At 61.6% G+C, this 14,961-nt stretch carries 15 protein-coding genes; 4 read left to right on the top strand and 11 right to left on the bottom strand.

Features of this window, described 5'->3' with window-relative positions:
- Positions 1-29: 29 nt before the first annotated feature.
- Genes FHX11_RS11310 through FHX11_RS11295 form a run of 4 tightly spaced genes read right to left on the bottom strand, consistent with a single transcriptional unit; the run spans position 30 to position 4,153 of the window.
- Entirely contained in the window at positions 30-566 is a 537-nt protein-coding gene (locus FHX11_RS11310) for a GNAT family N-acetyltransferase (protein ID WP_184357717.1), read from the bottom strand.
- Positions 567-579: 13 nt separating this feature from the next.
- Positions 580-1,767, bottom strand: coding sequence for a M20 aminoacylase family protein (locus FHX11_RS11305; RefSeq protein ID WP_184357716.1), 1,188 nt, complete (start codon positions 1,765-1,767; stop codon positions 580-582).
- An 18-nt stretch (positions 1,768-1,785) separates the two neighbouring features.
- A complete protein-coding gene (locus tag FHX11_RS11300) occupies positions 1,786-3,135 on the bottom strand; it encodes an LLM class flavin-dependent oxidoreductase (protein WP_184357715.1) in 1,350 nt (449 codons plus the stop codon).
- A 25-nt stretch (positions 3,136-3,160) separates the two neighbouring features.
- Positions 3,161-4,153, bottom strand: coding sequence for an LLM class flavin-dependent oxidoreductase (locus FHX11_RS11295; RefSeq protein WP_184357714.1), 993 nt, complete (start codon positions 4,151-4,153; stop codon positions 3,161-3,163).
- 554 nt (positions 4,154-4,707) lie between these two features.
- On the opposite strand from FHX11_RS11295, the gene FHX11_RS11290 reads away from it, so the two are divergent.
- Entirely contained in the window at positions 4,708-5,037 is a 330-nt protein-coding gene (locus FHX11_RS11290; RefSeq protein ID WP_184357713.1) for a DUF6665 family protein, read from the top strand.
- 43 nt (positions 5,038-5,080) lie between these two features.
- On the opposite strand, the gene FHX11_RS11285 is transcribed toward FHX11_RS11290, so the two are convergent.
- The 5 genes from FHX11_RS11285 to FHX11_RS11265 all read right to left on the bottom strand — a co-directional run bounded on the left by FHX11_RS11285 (position 5,081) and on the right by FHX11_RS11265 (position 10,045).
- The gene (locus FHX11_RS11285) at positions 5,081-5,812 is read right to left on the bottom strand and encodes an aspartate/glutamate racemase family protein (RefSeq protein WP_184357712.1); all 732 of its coding nucleotides are present in this window, start codon (positions 5,810-5,812) and stop codon (positions 5,081-5,083) included.
- Between the two features lie 4 nt (positions 5,813-5,816).
- On the bottom strand, positions 5,817-6,638 hold the full coding sequence (locus tag FHX11_RS11280) for an ABC transporter permease (protein WP_184357711.1): 822 nt from the start codon (positions 6,636-6,638) through the stop codon (positions 5,817-5,819).
- A 1-nt stretch (position 6,639) separates the two neighbouring features.
- Positions 6,640-7,551 carry an ABC transporter permease gene (locus tag FHX11_RS11275; protein ID WP_184357710.1) on the bottom strand — a complete coding sequence of 304 codons (912 nt, stop codon included), beginning with the start codon at positions 7,549-7,551 and terminating at the stop codon, positions 6,640-6,642.
- 76 nt (positions 7,552-7,627) lie between these two features.
- Positions 7,628-8,926 (bottom strand): PotD/PotF family extracellular solute-binding protein, encoded by a 1,299-nt coding sequence (locus FHX11_RS11270; protein ID WP_184357709.1) that lies wholly within the window; start codon positions 8,924-8,926, stop codon positions 7,628-7,630.
- Positions 8,927-8,956: 30 nt separating this feature from the next.
- Positions 8,957-10,045 (bottom strand): ABC transporter ATP-binding protein, encoded by a 1,089-nt coding sequence (locus FHX11_RS11265; RefSeq protein WP_184357708.1) that lies wholly within the window; start codon positions 10,043-10,045, stop codon positions 8,957-8,959.
- A gap of 268 nt (positions 10,046-10,313) precedes the next feature.
- Between FHX11_RS11265 and FHX11_RS11260 the strand changes: the two genes are divergently transcribed.
- The 3 genes from FHX11_RS11260 (at position 10,314) to FHX11_RS11250 (ending at position 13,577) form a co-directional block, all read left to right on the top strand.
- Positions 10,314-11,027, top strand: a complete 714-nt coding sequence (locus FHX11_RS11260) for a GntR family transcriptional regulator (RefSeq protein ID WP_184357707.1) — start codon at positions 10,314-10,316, stop codon at positions 11,025-11,027.
- A 66-nt stretch (positions 11,028-11,093) separates the two neighbouring features.
- Entirely contained in the window at positions 11,094-12,296 is a 1,203-nt protein-coding gene (locus FHX11_RS11255) for an amidohydrolase family protein (protein ID WP_246780960.1), read from the top strand.
- A 54-nt stretch (positions 12,297-12,350) separates the two neighbouring features.
- Positions 12,351-13,577, top strand: coding sequence for an amidohydrolase family protein (locus FHX11_RS11250; RefSeq protein WP_184357706.1), 1,227 nt, complete (start codon positions 12,351-12,353; stop codon positions 13,575-13,577).
- 18 nt (positions 13,578-13,595) lie between these two features.
- On the opposite strand, the gene FHX11_RS11245 is transcribed toward FHX11_RS11250, so the two are convergent.
- Together FHX11_RS11245 and FHX11_RS11240 are read right to left on the bottom strand one after the other, a co-directional pair.
- Positions 13,596-14,528, bottom strand: coding sequence for an alpha/beta hydrolase (locus tag FHX11_RS11245; protein WP_184357705.1), 933 nt, complete (start codon positions 14,526-14,528; stop codon positions 13,596-13,598).
- A 186-nt stretch (positions 14,529-14,714) separates the two neighbouring features.
- Positions 14,715-14,870, bottom strand: coding sequence for a hypothetical protein (locus FHX11_RS11240; RefSeq protein ID WP_184358217.1), 156 nt, complete (start codon positions 14,868-14,870; stop codon positions 14,715-14,717).
- Positions 14,871-14,961 lie beyond the last annotated feature (91 nt).

Genomic DNA, 14,961 nt, shown 5'->3' with positions numbered 1-14,961 from the left:
CTTTTATGGATTATCGGTCTCGCGCCGTTTCACCTGTTGCCGCCGGCCGCCAGCAATTGCGGTTCGGCCAGATGGCTGACGTCCTTTTCGAAAGGCAGCGTCTTGTGGATCTCCGGATCGACGGTCTGGTCGAAGAGCGCGGTGTAGCCGTAGCCGAGATAAAGGCCGACAGCCTCGGGCTGGCGAAAGCCGGTGGTGAGGTAGATGCGGGAATAGCCCTGGCGCGCCGCCTGCGCCTCCAACTCCACCAGCACCTTGCGCGCCAGCCCCTGCCGGCGCAGGTCATGGCGGGTCCAGATGCGCTTGAACTCGGCGGTGTACTCGTCGTAGCGCTTGAAGGCGCCGCCGCCGATGGTTTCACCATCGCGGATCAGCAGCAGGAAATTGCCGTCCGGCGGCGCGAAGAACTCGGGCGGATAGCGGTTGAGCTCGGCCGCCGCACCCTCGTCGCTGAAATAGTTGCCGTAGCGGCTGTCATATTCATGGATCAGCTCGTCGATCAGCGGCTTGGCGCGGGGATCGAGAGGGGTCGTGTAGAGAAAGCTGTCACTCATCTCGTCAGCCATCCTGTTGTCATGGTCATGAAAGGAAGGTTTCGACCAGCCGCACCCAATAGCGGGCGGCTGGTGCGATGATCCGGTCGTCGAAATTGTAATGGGCGCTATGAAGCGGTGCGCTGTCGCCATTGCCGACGAAGAGATAGCTGCCCGGCCGCTCCAGCAGCATGAAGGCGAAATCCTCGCTCGCCGTGCGCGGCCGGAAATCCCTGGCGACCTGCCCCTCCCCGAAAGCCTCCTGTGCCACCGTCTGCGCGAATGCGGTTTCGCCGCGATGGTTGATCAGAGCCGGAAAGCCAAGACGGTAGTTCACATCCGCCTCTGCCCCGAAGCTCTCGGCCTGGGCGCGGGCAAGCGCCGGAATGCGCTCCTGCAGGCGCTGGCGCACCGTCTCGCTGAAAGCGCGCATGGTCAGCTTCAGTTCCACGCTCTCCGGAATGACGTTCGAGGCCGATCCGCCATGGATCGAACCGACGGTCACCACCGCCATGTCCTGCGGATCGACATTGCGCGATACGACGCTCTGGACCGCCGTGATGAAGGCCGCCGAGGTCAAGACCGGATCGACCGACTTGTGCGGCTCGGCGCCATGGCCGCCCTTGCCGACGAAGCGGATGATGGCCTGATCGACCGAGGCCATGGCCGCATCGGCGACGAAGCCGAACTGACCGAGCGGCACGCCCGGCCAATTGTGCAGACCGAAGACGGCATCGACCGGAAAGCGCTCGAAAAGCCCGTCCGAGATCATCTTGCGCGCCCCTGCCCCGATCTCCTCGGCCGGCTGGAAGATCAGCGTCAGCACGCCGGAGAAGCGGCGGGTTTCGGCGAGATAGCGCGCGGCGGCCAGCAGGATCGACGTGTGCCCGTCATGACCGCAGGCATGCATGACGCCCGGATTGTCGCTGGCATAGGCAAGCTCGGTGGCTTCTTCGATCGGCAGCGCGTCCATGTCGGCGCGGATGCCGATGCGCTTCTCGCCGTCGCCGCCCCGAAGGGTAGCGACGACGCCGGTGCCGCCGACACCGGTCGTCACCTCATAGCCCCAGGAGGAAAGCAGGGAGGCGACGATCTTGCTGGTCCGCCGCTCCTGGAAAGCCAGTTCCGGATAGCGATGCAGATCGTGACGAAGCTCGATGATCTCCTCGATGAAGGAGGCGATCCCCTTGTCGATATCATCCGCCGGTCGATGATGCTGGGTTACGACGTTCATGATCCGCCCGTCCGCGCCTCAGGCGCGGATCGCCCTTTCCTGTTCGGCCTCATCCTTGGAGGCGGCATAGCGGCTTTCGCGATAGGTCAGCCCCAGATGGTCGCGCAGCGTCGTGCCCTTCAGCACGGGATCGAAGTAGCCGCGCTCGGTCAGGATCGGCAGCACATGCCTGGCGAAGTCGTCGAAGCCTTCGGCGATCACCGGGAAGCCGAGGATGAAGCCATCGGCGGCGTCCTGATCCACCCAGCGGATGATCTCGTCGGCGATGTGCTCCGCCGTGCCGATGAAGGCGGTGCGGGGTGTTGCGGAATCGAGCGCGACCTGACGCAACGTCAGGCCCTTCTCGCGAGCCGTCTTCTTGATGCGATCGGTGGTGGCGCGGAAATTATTGCGGCCAATATCGCCAAGATCGGGGAAAGGTTCGTCCAGCGGATAGACGCTGAAATCATGGTGATCGAAGAAGCGGCCGAGATAGGCCAGCGCCTCTTCGATGGTGACGAGATCGCGGATCGCCTGATACTTGGCCTCGGCCTCCTCCTTCGTCGCGCCGATGATCGGTCCGATGCCCGGAAAGACGCCGACTTCCGCGGCGCTGCGGCCATGGGCGATGACGCTATCCTTGAGCTGGCGATAGAAGGCCTTCGCCTCCTCGATCGGCCCGCCATTGGTAAAGACGGCGTCGGCATGCTTGCCCGCGAGCCTGATACCGGAATCGGAGGCGCCGGCCTGGAACACGACCGGCTGGCCCTGCTTCGATCGGCCGATGTTCAACGGCCCTTCGACGCGGAAGAAACGTCCCTTGTGGTTCAGCCGCCGCAGCTTGGTCTTGTCGACGAACACACCGGTCTCGCGATTGCGGACAAAGGCGTCGTCATCCCAGGAATCCCACAGGCCCTTGATGACGTCGATATATTCTTCCGCGATCTCGTAACGCAGCTCATGATCCGGATGCTCGCGACTATAGTTGCGGCCGGAACCTTCCAGTGGCGACGTCACGGCATTCCATCCGGCCCTGCCGCCGCTGATCAGGTCGATGGAACCGAATTGGCGGGCGATGGTGAAGGGATCGCTGTAGGAGGTCGAGACCGTGCCGACCAGACCGATCTTCGAGGTCGAGGCGGCGAGCGCAGACAGGATCGAGATTGGCTCGAAGCGGTTGAGGAAATGCGGGATCGACTGCTCGTTGATATAAAGGCCGTCGGCGACGAAGGCAAACGCGATGCCCGCCTCTTCGGCCTTGCGCGCGGTATCGACAAAGAAGCCGAAATTGACGCTGGCGTCCGCCGGACCGCTCGGATGTTTCCAGGCATTCATGTGGCCGCCAGGCCCATGCAGCATGATGCCGAAAGTGATGTTCTTTTGAGCCATGGGATCAGTCCTCTTGGGTTTGATATCAGGCGGCAAGCGAAAGCCGCTCCTTGGCGAGCAGCTCGATGGAGGAGAGGCGTTCGGCCGCCGTCAGCGCTGGCGTATCGAGGATGAATTCCTTGACGCCGTAGTGGCGGTGCAGCTCATCCAGCTCCTTGCGGATCTGTTGCGCCGTGCCGTGCAGCACGCTCGGCACCTTCTCTTCGGTCCGGTAATCGCTGACCCCGGCCTGGCGGGCGAATTCCGCCGCCTGCTCCTCGCTGCCGACATTGACGGTCTGGCCATTGGGAAGGAACAGCTTGACGATGCGCAGATCGCCGACGCGCACGCGCGCCTGCTCCTCGGTTTCGGCGGCAAAGGCGGCCAGCGCCAGGATCGGGCTTTTGCCGCCGCTGGCCTGCTCATAGGCCTCGAAGGTCTTGCGCAGATTGTCGGGATCGCCGTTCAGATGGCCGGCAAATACCAGTTCCCAGCCCTTCTCCGCCGCCAGCTTGGCGCTATCGACCGAGGCGCCGAGCAGATAGCGCTCCGGCGCGGTTGACGGGAGCGGCGTGGCGACGGCAACATCGGCCGAAGTTTCGGCGGAGAGATAGGTGTTGATGTCGGTGAGCTGATCGGCAAAATTCGGCTTGCGTTCCGGATCGACCGCTGCCTGTAGCGCCCGAGTCGACAAGGGAAAGCCGCCCGGCGCCTTGCCGACCCCGAGATCGACGCGTCCAGGCGCCAGCGAGGAAAGCAGATTGAAGGTCTCGGCCACCTTGTAGGCGCTGTAATGCTGCAGCATCACGCCGCCGGAGCCGATGCGGATCTTCGATGTCTTGGCAAGGAGATAGCCGATCAAGGCCTCCGGCGCCGAGCTTGCCAGGCTCGCCATATTGTGGTGCTCGGCCACCCAGAAACGGTGATAGCCAAGCTCCTCGGCCCTGATCGCCAGCGTTGCGGTCGCCCGCAGCGCATCGGTCGCGCTTTTGCCGGCTTCGATGGGGCTTTTGTCGAGAAGGCTCAAGAGATAGGACATATGGGGTCATCCGATTGTCGTATCGGCGCCGCGGCACCGCTTCAGTAATCTATAAAATACGTAGACAAAAAGGATTATAAGAAACGGCTTTCTCTTCACGCGCCAAAGTGAGGAAATAAGTTGCGAAACACATGAGCGTGCTCGACGCACGCTTTTCGCTGAGAAGTCGTGGGCGAGCCGATACGCACAGATGGGAACCGGAATGCCATCCGATTTTGCCTGGGGATGACGGACGATTCTATTGATCGCCGGGAGGATTTGCGCGAACTAGGAGGAGGAATGATATTCGGCCGCTGAGGGCAAATGAACGACAACGTCATCCAATTTCGAAGACCGGCGCCCCCCAAGCCGCCGCGCCCTGGGCTGCGCAAGCTGCTTGTCGTCCTCGCCATATTGGCGGTGTTCGCGGCGGCCTGGGGATATTTTCAGCTCGTCGGCTCGCCAGCTCCTTGAGGCTTTGGGAACACCGATCCACCCGCATGGCGGCTCCGAAGCCTATCGCCCTCACCGGAATGATCGGCTAACATGGTCTCCAATCTGGAGGATCGGTCCCGATGAGTGTTCGCCCGCCGCAATCTCTTAGACAGTTTCATTCGACCGACAGCGGTTTCAACGTGCTTGAATATGAGCTCATGGCCGAGCGCGCGAGCTCCCTTGGCCGGCATGGGCTGAAGTTGGAAACCGCGCTCGCCGATCTGCGGGCGTGGAACCCGGAGCGTCATAGTGGGGACGAGCGCGAAAACCTTCTGAACAAGGCTTCCGATGCCGTCTGGGCTTTCTTCATCCAGCGGGAAATCTGCGGCCTCAGGAACAATCGCGATATCATCCAGCGCTATGCCATCCCCAATGAGGTGCTGGCACGGGTGGGCGCGGTGCGCCGATGAACGCAATCCACGGCCCGATTTGCGACTCTATCGCATAAGACCTTCAGGCCGGAGAAAAACCACTCATCGCGCCGGTAAAGGATTTTGCGAGCGGTGCGGCGTAGGAGCCGTGCTTGCTGGTGGAGAGACCGAGCGAGACCAGCGCCTCGGCCTGTTTGACCGCGGCTGCGACGCCATCGATCACGGGCACGCCGTAGATCTCCTGCAGCTTACGCGCCAGATCCGCCATGCCGGCGCAGCCGAGCACGATTGCTTCCGCCCCGTCCTCGTCCAGTGCCCGTTCGATCTCTGCCCGCAATTTGCCGATGGCGCCGGAGGCGCCATCCTCAAGCTCCAATACGGCAATATCGGAGGCTCTCACCTTGGCGCGGGCTCCCATGCCGTAATGCCTGACGAGATTGTCGATCAGCACGCGCGAACGCTCCAGTGTCGTCACCACAGTAAAGCGCTGCGCCAGCAGGCCGGCGGTGACGACGGCCGACTCGCAAAGCCCGAGAACCGGCACATCCGAAAAGGCGCGCGCCGCCTCGAGGCCGGTATCGTCGAAGCAGGAAATGATCGCCGCATCGTAGCCCTCGGCTCGCCGTTCCTTGAGCTCGCTCAGCAGACCGGGCACGGCGAGCGCGCCATCGTAATATCCCTCGATGGAGGGCGGTCCCATCCGCGACGTGGCGGCAATGATCTGTGTGCCGGCTGCGGCGACGGCGCGAGCCGCGACCGCCGCCTTTTCCGTCATCGAAGCGGTGGTGTTGGGATTGACGAGCAATAGGCGCATGATCTCAGCTTTTCTTGGCCTGCTGGCGACCGAGCATGGTCATGATGCCGAGCGCCGCGAGAATGATGGTGAAGGAAAAGACCGTCGTCACCGTTCCCAAGGCATAGAGCACCGGCGTCGTGACGTTGGTGGTCATGCCGTAGATTTCCAGCGGCAGGGTGTTGTAGGTGCCGGATGTCATCAGGGTTCGCGCGAATTCGTCGTAGGACAGCGTGAAGCCGAACAGGCCGACGCCGATCAGGCTCGGCGCGATCATCGGCAGAACGACGTGGCGGAACGTCTGCCAGGAGCTGGCGCCGAGATCGCGGGCGGCTTCCTCATAAGCTGGCGAGAAACGGTTGAAGACGGCAAACATGATGAGCACGCCGAAGGGCAGCGTCCAGGTCAGATGCGCGCCGAAGGCCGAGGAATACCAGGCGGGCTGGAGGCCTCCCTGCTGGAAGACGACGCCGATGCCGAGCGAAATGATGATGGACGGAACCACCAGGCTGGCGACGGTCGCATAGAACAGGAAGGTCGCGCCGCGGAACCGGCGGCGGAAGGCAAGACCCGCCAGCAGGGACACGACGACGGTGACGAGCATGACCATCAGGCCGAGCACGAAGGAGCGCTGGAACGAGGCGCCGAAATCGCCGACCGCCTGCTTCTCGAACAGGTTCGCGAACCAGTGCAGCGATACGCCGTTCAACGGAAAGGTCAGGCCGCCATCCGGTCCTTGAAAAGAAAGGATGAGAATCGCCGAAAGCGGCCCGTAGAGAAAGAGCACGAAGATCGTGAAGAAGATCGCCAGAACATAGAATTCGAGACTGCGTTTTTCGCGGTGCATCTCAAAGCTCCTTACGGATGTCGACGACGCGCAGGATGGCGGAAACCATCAGCAGGACGAGGATTAGGAGAACCACGGCATTGGCGGCGGCGGCCGGATATTGCAGCAGCGACATCTGGTTCTTCATCATCAGTGCGATCGAGGCGCTCTGGCCGCCGGACATGACCTGCACGGTCGAAAAATCCGCCATGACCAGCGTGACGACGAAGATCGTGCCGATCGCCATCCCCGGTTTGGCAAGCGGGATCACCACGTTCCAGAGGATCTGCCAGCCGCTGGCGCCGGCGTCGCGCGCCGCTTCGAACAGCGAGCGGTCGATGCGCATCAGCGTGTTGAAGATCGGCGTCACCATGAACAGCGTATAGAGATGCACCATGGCCAGCACGACGGCGAAATCGGAATAGAGCAGCCATTCGATCGGCTTGGGAATGAGCCCCATCTCGATCAGGGTTGAATTCACCAGGCCATTGCGTCCGAGCACCGGAATCCATGAGATCATGCGAATGATGTTCGAGGTCATGAACGGCACGGTGCAGACGAGGAAAAGGACCATCTGCATCGACGTGCGGCGGATATGGAAGGCGAGGAAATAGGCAACCCAGAAGCCGATGAACAGGGTCAGCGCCCAGACAATAGCGGTGAATTTCAATGTGTTGAGATAGGTTTTCCAAGTCACCCACGAGCCAAGCGTGTCGGTATAATTCGTCGTCAGGAAATCCGGATAGAGGCCGGCGAAATCATAGTCCCAGAAGCTGACGACGCCGATCATCGCGATCGGCAGCAGGAAGAAGAAACCGAGGATCAGGAAGAGCGGCGCCGCCTGAAGATAGGAAACGAGCCCCAGGGGCAAGCGAAACCCGCGCCCTGACTTTGCTGTTGCCTGGTCCGTTTCTGATGAAGCGATCGTCGCCATGGTCCGGTGTCTCCGTTAGCGGTTTCCTCCCCCCGCTTGTGCGGGGAGAGGATGTGATGGGTAGAGGCGATACCGATCAGGCGGCGATGAACTCGTTCCAGCGGCGAACCATGTAACGGTCTTCGTCCATGACAGAGTTCCAGCAGGCGACCGCACCCATGCGGTTTTCGAAGGAACCGCCGTCGCGGACGGCGCCGGCCTTCTCCATAACCTTGCCTTCCGGGGACAGGATATCGCCCTGCGCCGGCTTGCCTTCGATCCAGTAGCCCCATTCGTCGGCCGACATGAAGCCCTTGGCGGTTTCCATGCAGGCGGAATAGTAGCCCTGGCGGTTGAGGTAGCCGCCGACCCAGCCGGACGTGTACCAGTTGATATATTCATAGGCGGCATCGAGCTGCGCGCCCTTGAGATGCGAAGCGAGGCCGAGACCGCCGCCCCAGGCGCGATAGCCTTCCTTGAGCGGCTGGAAGGTGCAGGGGATGCCCTTCGAGCGGACCGCGGCGACGGCCGGCGACCACATGGACTGGATGACGACTTCGCCCGACGCCATCAGGTTGACGCTTTCGTCGAACGACTTCCAGAAGGCGCGGAACTGGCCCTCGCCCTTGGTCTTGATTAGAAACTCGATCGTCTTGTCGATTTCCGCCTTGGTCATGTTGCCCTTGTCGGCATATTTGATCTTGCCGGCGGCTTCCATGATCATCGCGGCGTCCATGATGCCGATCGACGGGATGTTGAGGATTGAGGTCTTGCCCTTGAAGGCCGGATCGAGAATGTCGGCCCAGCTGGTGATCGGCCGGCCGGTCAGGTCCGGGCGGATGCCGAGCGTGTCGGCATTGTAGATGGTCGGAACCATCGTCATCCACTGGGTCGGTTCCTTGGCGAACTTCTTGGAGGTCTGCCCTTCCACGAAGCCGACCGTGTGCGGCGCCGTGCCCTGTGCGATGACGCTGTCCGGCTTCAGCTTGCCGGTGATGAAGAGCGGCACGATCTTGTCGTAGTATTTCAGCTTCTTGACGTCCATCGGCTGCAACACGCCGGCCGGGAATACCTTCTTGGCGATCCAGTATTCGATGTCGGCGATGTCGTAGCTGTTCGGCTGGGTAACGGCGCGCTGGGCGGCGGCGTCGGAATCGGTCGCCGTCATCTCCAGCGTGATGCCGAGATCGGCCTTGCACTTCTCGGCGATGGCATTGATGTTGGAAACGCCGGTGCCGAACTGGCGAAGCGTGATGTTCGATTGCGCCCAGATGGTCGGGAAGCCGGTGATCGCACCGGAGCCGGCCATTGCGCCGAGAGCGGCGGCGCCGGTCTTCAGCAGTGAACGGCGGGAAATCCCCTTTGCCGTCTTGGAAGTCTTGGTTTCAGTCGTCATGTCAGTTCCCCTTTTGTGATGCTTGGATAGTCATGCGGTAGCGCGGCCAAGGAGGGTCGCATCCCCCAGGGCCCAACTCAGAGACACGGCGTCGCCCACCGATACGAATTTAGCGGCATAATCATCGTCGCTGGCGATAACGGTGAAATCGTCGCTGCCGGCGCCGATGACGGTGATCTTCACCGAGGCGCCGCGATATTCGATGTTGGAAACGACGCCGTTGAAGCCGAGACCCTTTTCGGAGGTTGCGGCAAGGCGGACGCGGTCGGTGCGGATGCCGATATCGACGGGCTCGCCGACCTCTCTGCCGGTTCCGCGCACCGAAAAGCTCTGCCCTTCGGGCACGGTCATGGTCAGCACGCCGTCTTCGCTGGACGTGACCCGGCCGGAAAGCACGTTGTGATCGCCCATGAAGCGGGCGACGAAGGCGGTCGCCGGACGCTCGAAGACCTCACGGGGTGCTGCCGCCTGCTCGATCCGGCCGTCATTCATGATCACCATGATATCGGCCAGCGCCATGGCCTCTTCCTGGCTATGCGTGACATGCACGAAGGTGATGCCCAGCGTCTTCTGCAGCTTCTTCAGCTCGGCACGCATGCGGATCTTCAGGAAGGGGTCGAGCGCGGACAAGGGCTCGTCGAGCAGCAGCGCCTCCGGATCGGTGATCAGCGCGCGGGCGAGCGCCACGCGTTGCTGCTGACCGCCCGAAAGCTGCGCCGGACGCCGCGTCGCATAGGCCTCCATCTGCATCAGTTTCAGCATTTCCAAAGCCTTGGCGCGACGCTCGTCCTTGGCGACGCCCTTCATCTTCAGGCTGAAGGCGACATTGTCGATCAGGTCGAGATGCGGAAAGAGCGCGTAGGACTGGAACATCATCGCCGTGCCGCGCTTCGCCGGCGGAAAATCCGTCACGACCACGTTTCCGAGCCGGATATCACCCGAGGAAATGGTCTCATGGCCGGCGATCATGCGAAGAGTGGAGGTCTTGCCGCAACCGGACGGCCCCAGGAAGCAGCAGTAGGAGCCCGCCGGTATCTTGAGGCTGATCGCATGCACGGCCGTTGTCGTGCCATAGACCTTCGAAACGGATGCTATATCGATTTCTGCGGCTTTCGACATGGTACTTCCCTCTGTTTGAGGAAAGGCAATGCATCTGCCGTGCCAAATGCGCTGCGAGACGGCAAAACCTTGGGAAACATCATCTTTTGCGGAATGTTCCATTCATCGCTTCATCAGGGCAATACAGGTGTCTGCACATGAAATAGGCTATTGTCTGCGATATAAGCACATGATCGTATACAATTTGGCTTTATTTTTGTGGCAGATTTCGTTTAACTTTTGCAGCGAACACGGATATGGTTTCGGCGATTATCAGGTATCCGATGTCATGAACTCCACAGCCGACGCGCTCCAGACAAACACCGATTCTGCGGAAACCGGCGCACAGCAGATTCGCGACGCCATTCGCGATGCCATCGTCGAGCGCAGGCTTTCTCCCGGCACCAAGCTTTCGGAAAGCGATGTCGGCAATCTCTTCAACGTCAGCCGCACGCTGGCGCGTGCCGCCCTGCAGGCCTTGTCCTACGAGGGGCTCGTCAGCGTCGAGAAGAACCGCGGCGCCTTCGTCGCCTATCCCTCGCCGGAGGAGGCGCGGCAGATCTTCGCCGCCCGCAGGCTGGTGGAGCCCGGCATTCTAAAGGAAGCGGCGACAAGAATTACGCCGTCGCAGATCCAGCATCTGAAACAGCTTCTGCTGGAGGAAGGCAGGCTGATGGGGGAGCGCGGCCAGTCCGCGCGCCGTGCCGAGATCAAGGCATCCGGCGATTTCCATCTCATGCTCGCCTCGATCTCGGGCAATCTGATCATGCAGCGTTTCATGGAGGAGCTCGTCGCCCGTTCCTCGCTGGTCATCGCGCTTTACGGCCAGTCGAGCGTATCGAGCTGCGGTCATGCCGAACATGGCGACATCATTGCCGCCATCGAGCGCAAGGATATCGAGACGGCGTGCGGTCTCATGCTGCACCATATTTCCCATATCGAAGCCGATCTCGACCTGCGGGAACACAAGAGCTTCGGCTTGAGAGAAGCCTTCGAACGCTAGAATGCGCCCGGCGGCACGGCCACCTCCCAAGGGCTCATCGGCGATCACATTGTCATGGAGATGGATTTGAGCCCGATCGAAACCCTGTTCACCCGCGCGAAGCTCGCCGATGGCTCCGTCAAGGATATCGGCGTATCCGGCGGCCGCATCGTCTCGATCGAGCCATCGAGTCTCGAAACCCCACTGGCCGAGACCGTCGACCTTGGCGGAGCGCTGACGGTTCCGGGCTTTGTCGAGGGCCATATCCATCTCGACACCAGCTTTTATGGCGACGCCTGGATACCGCACAAGCCATGCACCAACGGCTTCGACGTTCATGAGCGCGTCGCCTTCCAGGCGCAGAATATGGCGCAGGCGGCTCCCATGGACGTGCGGGCGCGCAATCAGCTCGACCTTTGCATCGCCAATGGTAGCACGCATATGCGCAGCCACGTCATGGTCGACGGTTCCGTCGGGCTGAAATCGCTGGAAACCATTCTCGCCGTCCGGGAAGAATATCGTAATCTCATCGATATCCAGCTTGTGGCCTTCCCGCAGAGCGGCATTCTGAAAAGCCCGGGCACGCCGCAGCTGATGGATGAGGCCATTTCGCTGGGTGCGGATCTGGTCGGCGGGCTGGACCCGGCGAGCTTCGACCGCGATGTGGAAAAGCATCTGGATGTCGTGTTCGGTGTCGCCGAGAAACACGGCGTCGATATCGATATCCATCTTCACGACGGCAGCACGCTCGGCCTCTTCACCATCGAACAGATCTGCGCCCGCACACGTGCCTTGTCGATGCAGGGCCACGTCACGGTGAGCCACGCCTATGGGCTTGGCGATCTCTCGGGCGATGCGGCAAAACGGGCCGCCGGGCTGATTGCCGATAGTGGCGTCTCCATCATGACCAACGCGCCCGGCAATCACGCCTTTCCTCCCGTCGCCATGCTCAGGGCCGCCGGCGTCACGGTCTTCAGCGGCAGCGACAATATCCGCGACTCCTGGTGGCCCTATGGCGATGGCGACATGCTCGGCCGGGCGATGATGATCGGATATCGCTCCGGCTTCTATACCGACGACGAATTGAAGGCCGCATTCGACGTCGTCACCGAAGCGGGTGCCAAGGCGTTGCGTCTCGAAGGTTATGGGTTGAAGATCGGCGCCAAAGCAGATTTTGTGACGCTGAAGGCGGAGCATGTGCCCGAAGCGGTCGTTGCCGTTCCGAAGGAGCGTTCGGTCTACAAGGCCGGCAGGCTGGTCGCAAGGAACGGAACGGTCATTCGGACCTAGAAAACCTAATATCATACATTAGAATTTACCGTTAATATATTGAAAAGGCGTGCGATGCTCGATTTTGTCATTTCGAATATCCGCATCGCCGGCCGCGACCGTCCCCTCGATATCGGCATCAAGGACGGCCGGATCGCGGCCTTGGACGCTGATCTTGTCTCGGATGGGCCGCATGAGGATATGTGCGGCTGCTTCGCCTTTGGCGGTTTTGTCGACAGCCATATCCATCTCGACAAGGCATGTATCCTCGATCGCTGCCGGATCTGCGAGGGCACGCTGGACGAGGCTGTGCGCGAAACGGCAAGGGCAAAGGCCGCCTTCACGGTCGAGGATGTGCATGCCCGCGCGCGCCGTGTCGTGGAAAGTGCCATCGTCAACGGAACCACGGCCATGCGGACATTCGTGGAAATTGATCCGCGCGCGGGCTTCCGGTCGTTCGAAGCGATCCTCGAGATCAAGCGCTCTTATCGCTGGGCCATCGATATCCAGATTTGCGCCTTCGCCCAGGAAGGCCTCACCAACGAACCGGCGACGGCGGCGATGCTGGATCAAGCGCTCGGCGAAGGGGCGGACCTGATCGGCGGCTGTCCCTATACCGATCCCGATCCGCAGACCCATATTCGTTGGATCTTCGATCTCGCCGAACGCCATGGCGTCGATGTCGATTTCCATCTCGATTTCGATCTTGATCCGGCAAATTCGGCCATTCCAATGGTGATCGCGGAGACGCGTCGTCGCGGCTACAGCGGCCGCGTTTCCATCGGCCATGCCACCAAGCTTTCCGCCATGCCGAAAGAGGCTGCAAGCGACATTGCGGCGCGACTGGCCGATGCCGGCATTGCCGTCACCGTTCTTCCGGCCACCGATATGTTTCTGCTCGGCCGCGACCGCGACTATCTTGTCCCGCGCGGCATAGCGCCAGCGCTGCTTCTTGCAGCCCATGGCGTCACGGTGACGGCCGCCACCAATAATGTCCTCAACCCCTTCACGCCCTATGGCGACGCCTCGCTCGGCCGCATGGCCAATTTCTTTGCCAATGCGGCCCAGCTCTCACGCGATGACGATATCGCGACCGCCTTCGACATGGTCACCCGCAATGCCGCCCGGCTGATGCGACGTCCCCATGGCCTCGATCTCGGAGCGCCGGCCGACATAATCGTCCTCGATGCCGCCGATCCCCTCTCCGCGATCCGCGAAGTCCGCCAGCCGGTCGCCGGCTGGAAAGGTGGCCGGAAGACCTTCACCCGCCCGCGCGCCCGGCTGCTTTATCCCGAGGGCTGAAGCGTCGTAGCCGAGTGTTCAGCCGCGAAGGGTCCTGCGCAGCCACGTGTCGAAATAATCCGGCCACTCACCCGAGGGTGTGCCTTTCTTGCCCATGTTGAACCCATGACCGCCGCTGACAAGCTGGTGAAGTTCGACAGGTACGCCGGCTTCCTCACATGCGGCCTGCATGATCTGCGTATTGGCGGGATTGGAAATCGGATCATCCTGCGCCTGAACCAGGAAAATCGGCGGGCAATCGCTGCCGACATGCGTTTGAACCGACCATTTGGCGCTCATCTCGGGGCTTGGATGCTCCCCGACGAAGATGCGCTTCGTCGACGTATGATCATAAGGCGGCTCCAGCGTGATGACCGGATAGATCAGCGCGGCAAAATTCGGACGCGCCGAAAAAGCGTCCGCTTCGTCCAGCGGATCATAGGAGGCAAAGGCTGACCATGTTGCGGCAAGGCCGCACAGATGGCCTCCCGCCGAGAACCCGAGCAGGCCCAGCCGCTTCGCGTTGATACGGAAGCTCTTTGCATTGGCGCGAATGAGGCGAATGGCGCGCTGGGCATCCTGCAGCGGTGCGAGGGGAGCGTTGGTCCAGCCCTCGCCGGGCAGCCGATAGCGCAAGACGAAGGCGGTGATATTGCGCTCGTTCAGCCAGGAAACGGCAGGCAACGCCTCCTGACCCTCCTCGATGCGCTTGTAGCCGCCACCCGCCGCCACGAGCACGGCGTCGCCGTTGGGACGCGCCGGCGTATAGACATGGATGGACGGGATGGCGATATCCGTGAGCGCACCCCAGGCATTTTCCACGGTCGGGCCGGCGGGGCCGCCGCCGCCGGGGGGCTGTACCGGCCAAAGCGGCAGCGAGGCGGTGGCGTGGATGGGCGTTGGAGCGGCCAGCGTTTTGCCGGAAAGCGCAGCAGCTCCCATTGCCGCCAATATGGATCGACGTGTCAGCATTGTTGTCCTTGAAACGATCCGAGCCGTAAATGGTTCACGCCTTATAGCGGCGTTTCAAGGGCAAGTCCTCTCCTCACTTATCGGGAAATCGCGCCCGCTCCTTGGCAGGACGGGACGACAATCGGGATATCAAAAGAAAGGAAAATGAGATCGGCCCGAAATAGAGCTTCGTCTGGGCATGGAGCTTTATTTCTTCTTCAATTCCCGCTCGAATTCCTCGATCTGCTGGACGACCCATGGATCATCGGCGGAATACTGAATCGTCTCCTGATCCACCCGCTGCCGGCGCCGCCCCAAGATCCAGTCCATCAAAGCGTAAAACAGGCGCATGCGAATATCCATGTTCTTTCAGACGTGAGAGGCCCGACCATAAGCATCGAGATGCATGACAATGGCCGAGCCTCAAACAACCGCAAGGCGTTGCGGCAATTGC

Origin of the sequence: Rhizobium sp. BK602 (assembly GCF_014195095.1) — a bacterium.
Classification (GTDB): domain Bacteria; phylum Pseudomonadota; class Alphaproteobacteria; order Rhizobiales; family Rhizobiaceae; genus Rhizobium.
Note: the sequence above shows the minus strand (reverse complement) of the source record. Positions and strands in the feature narration are given on the sequence as shown.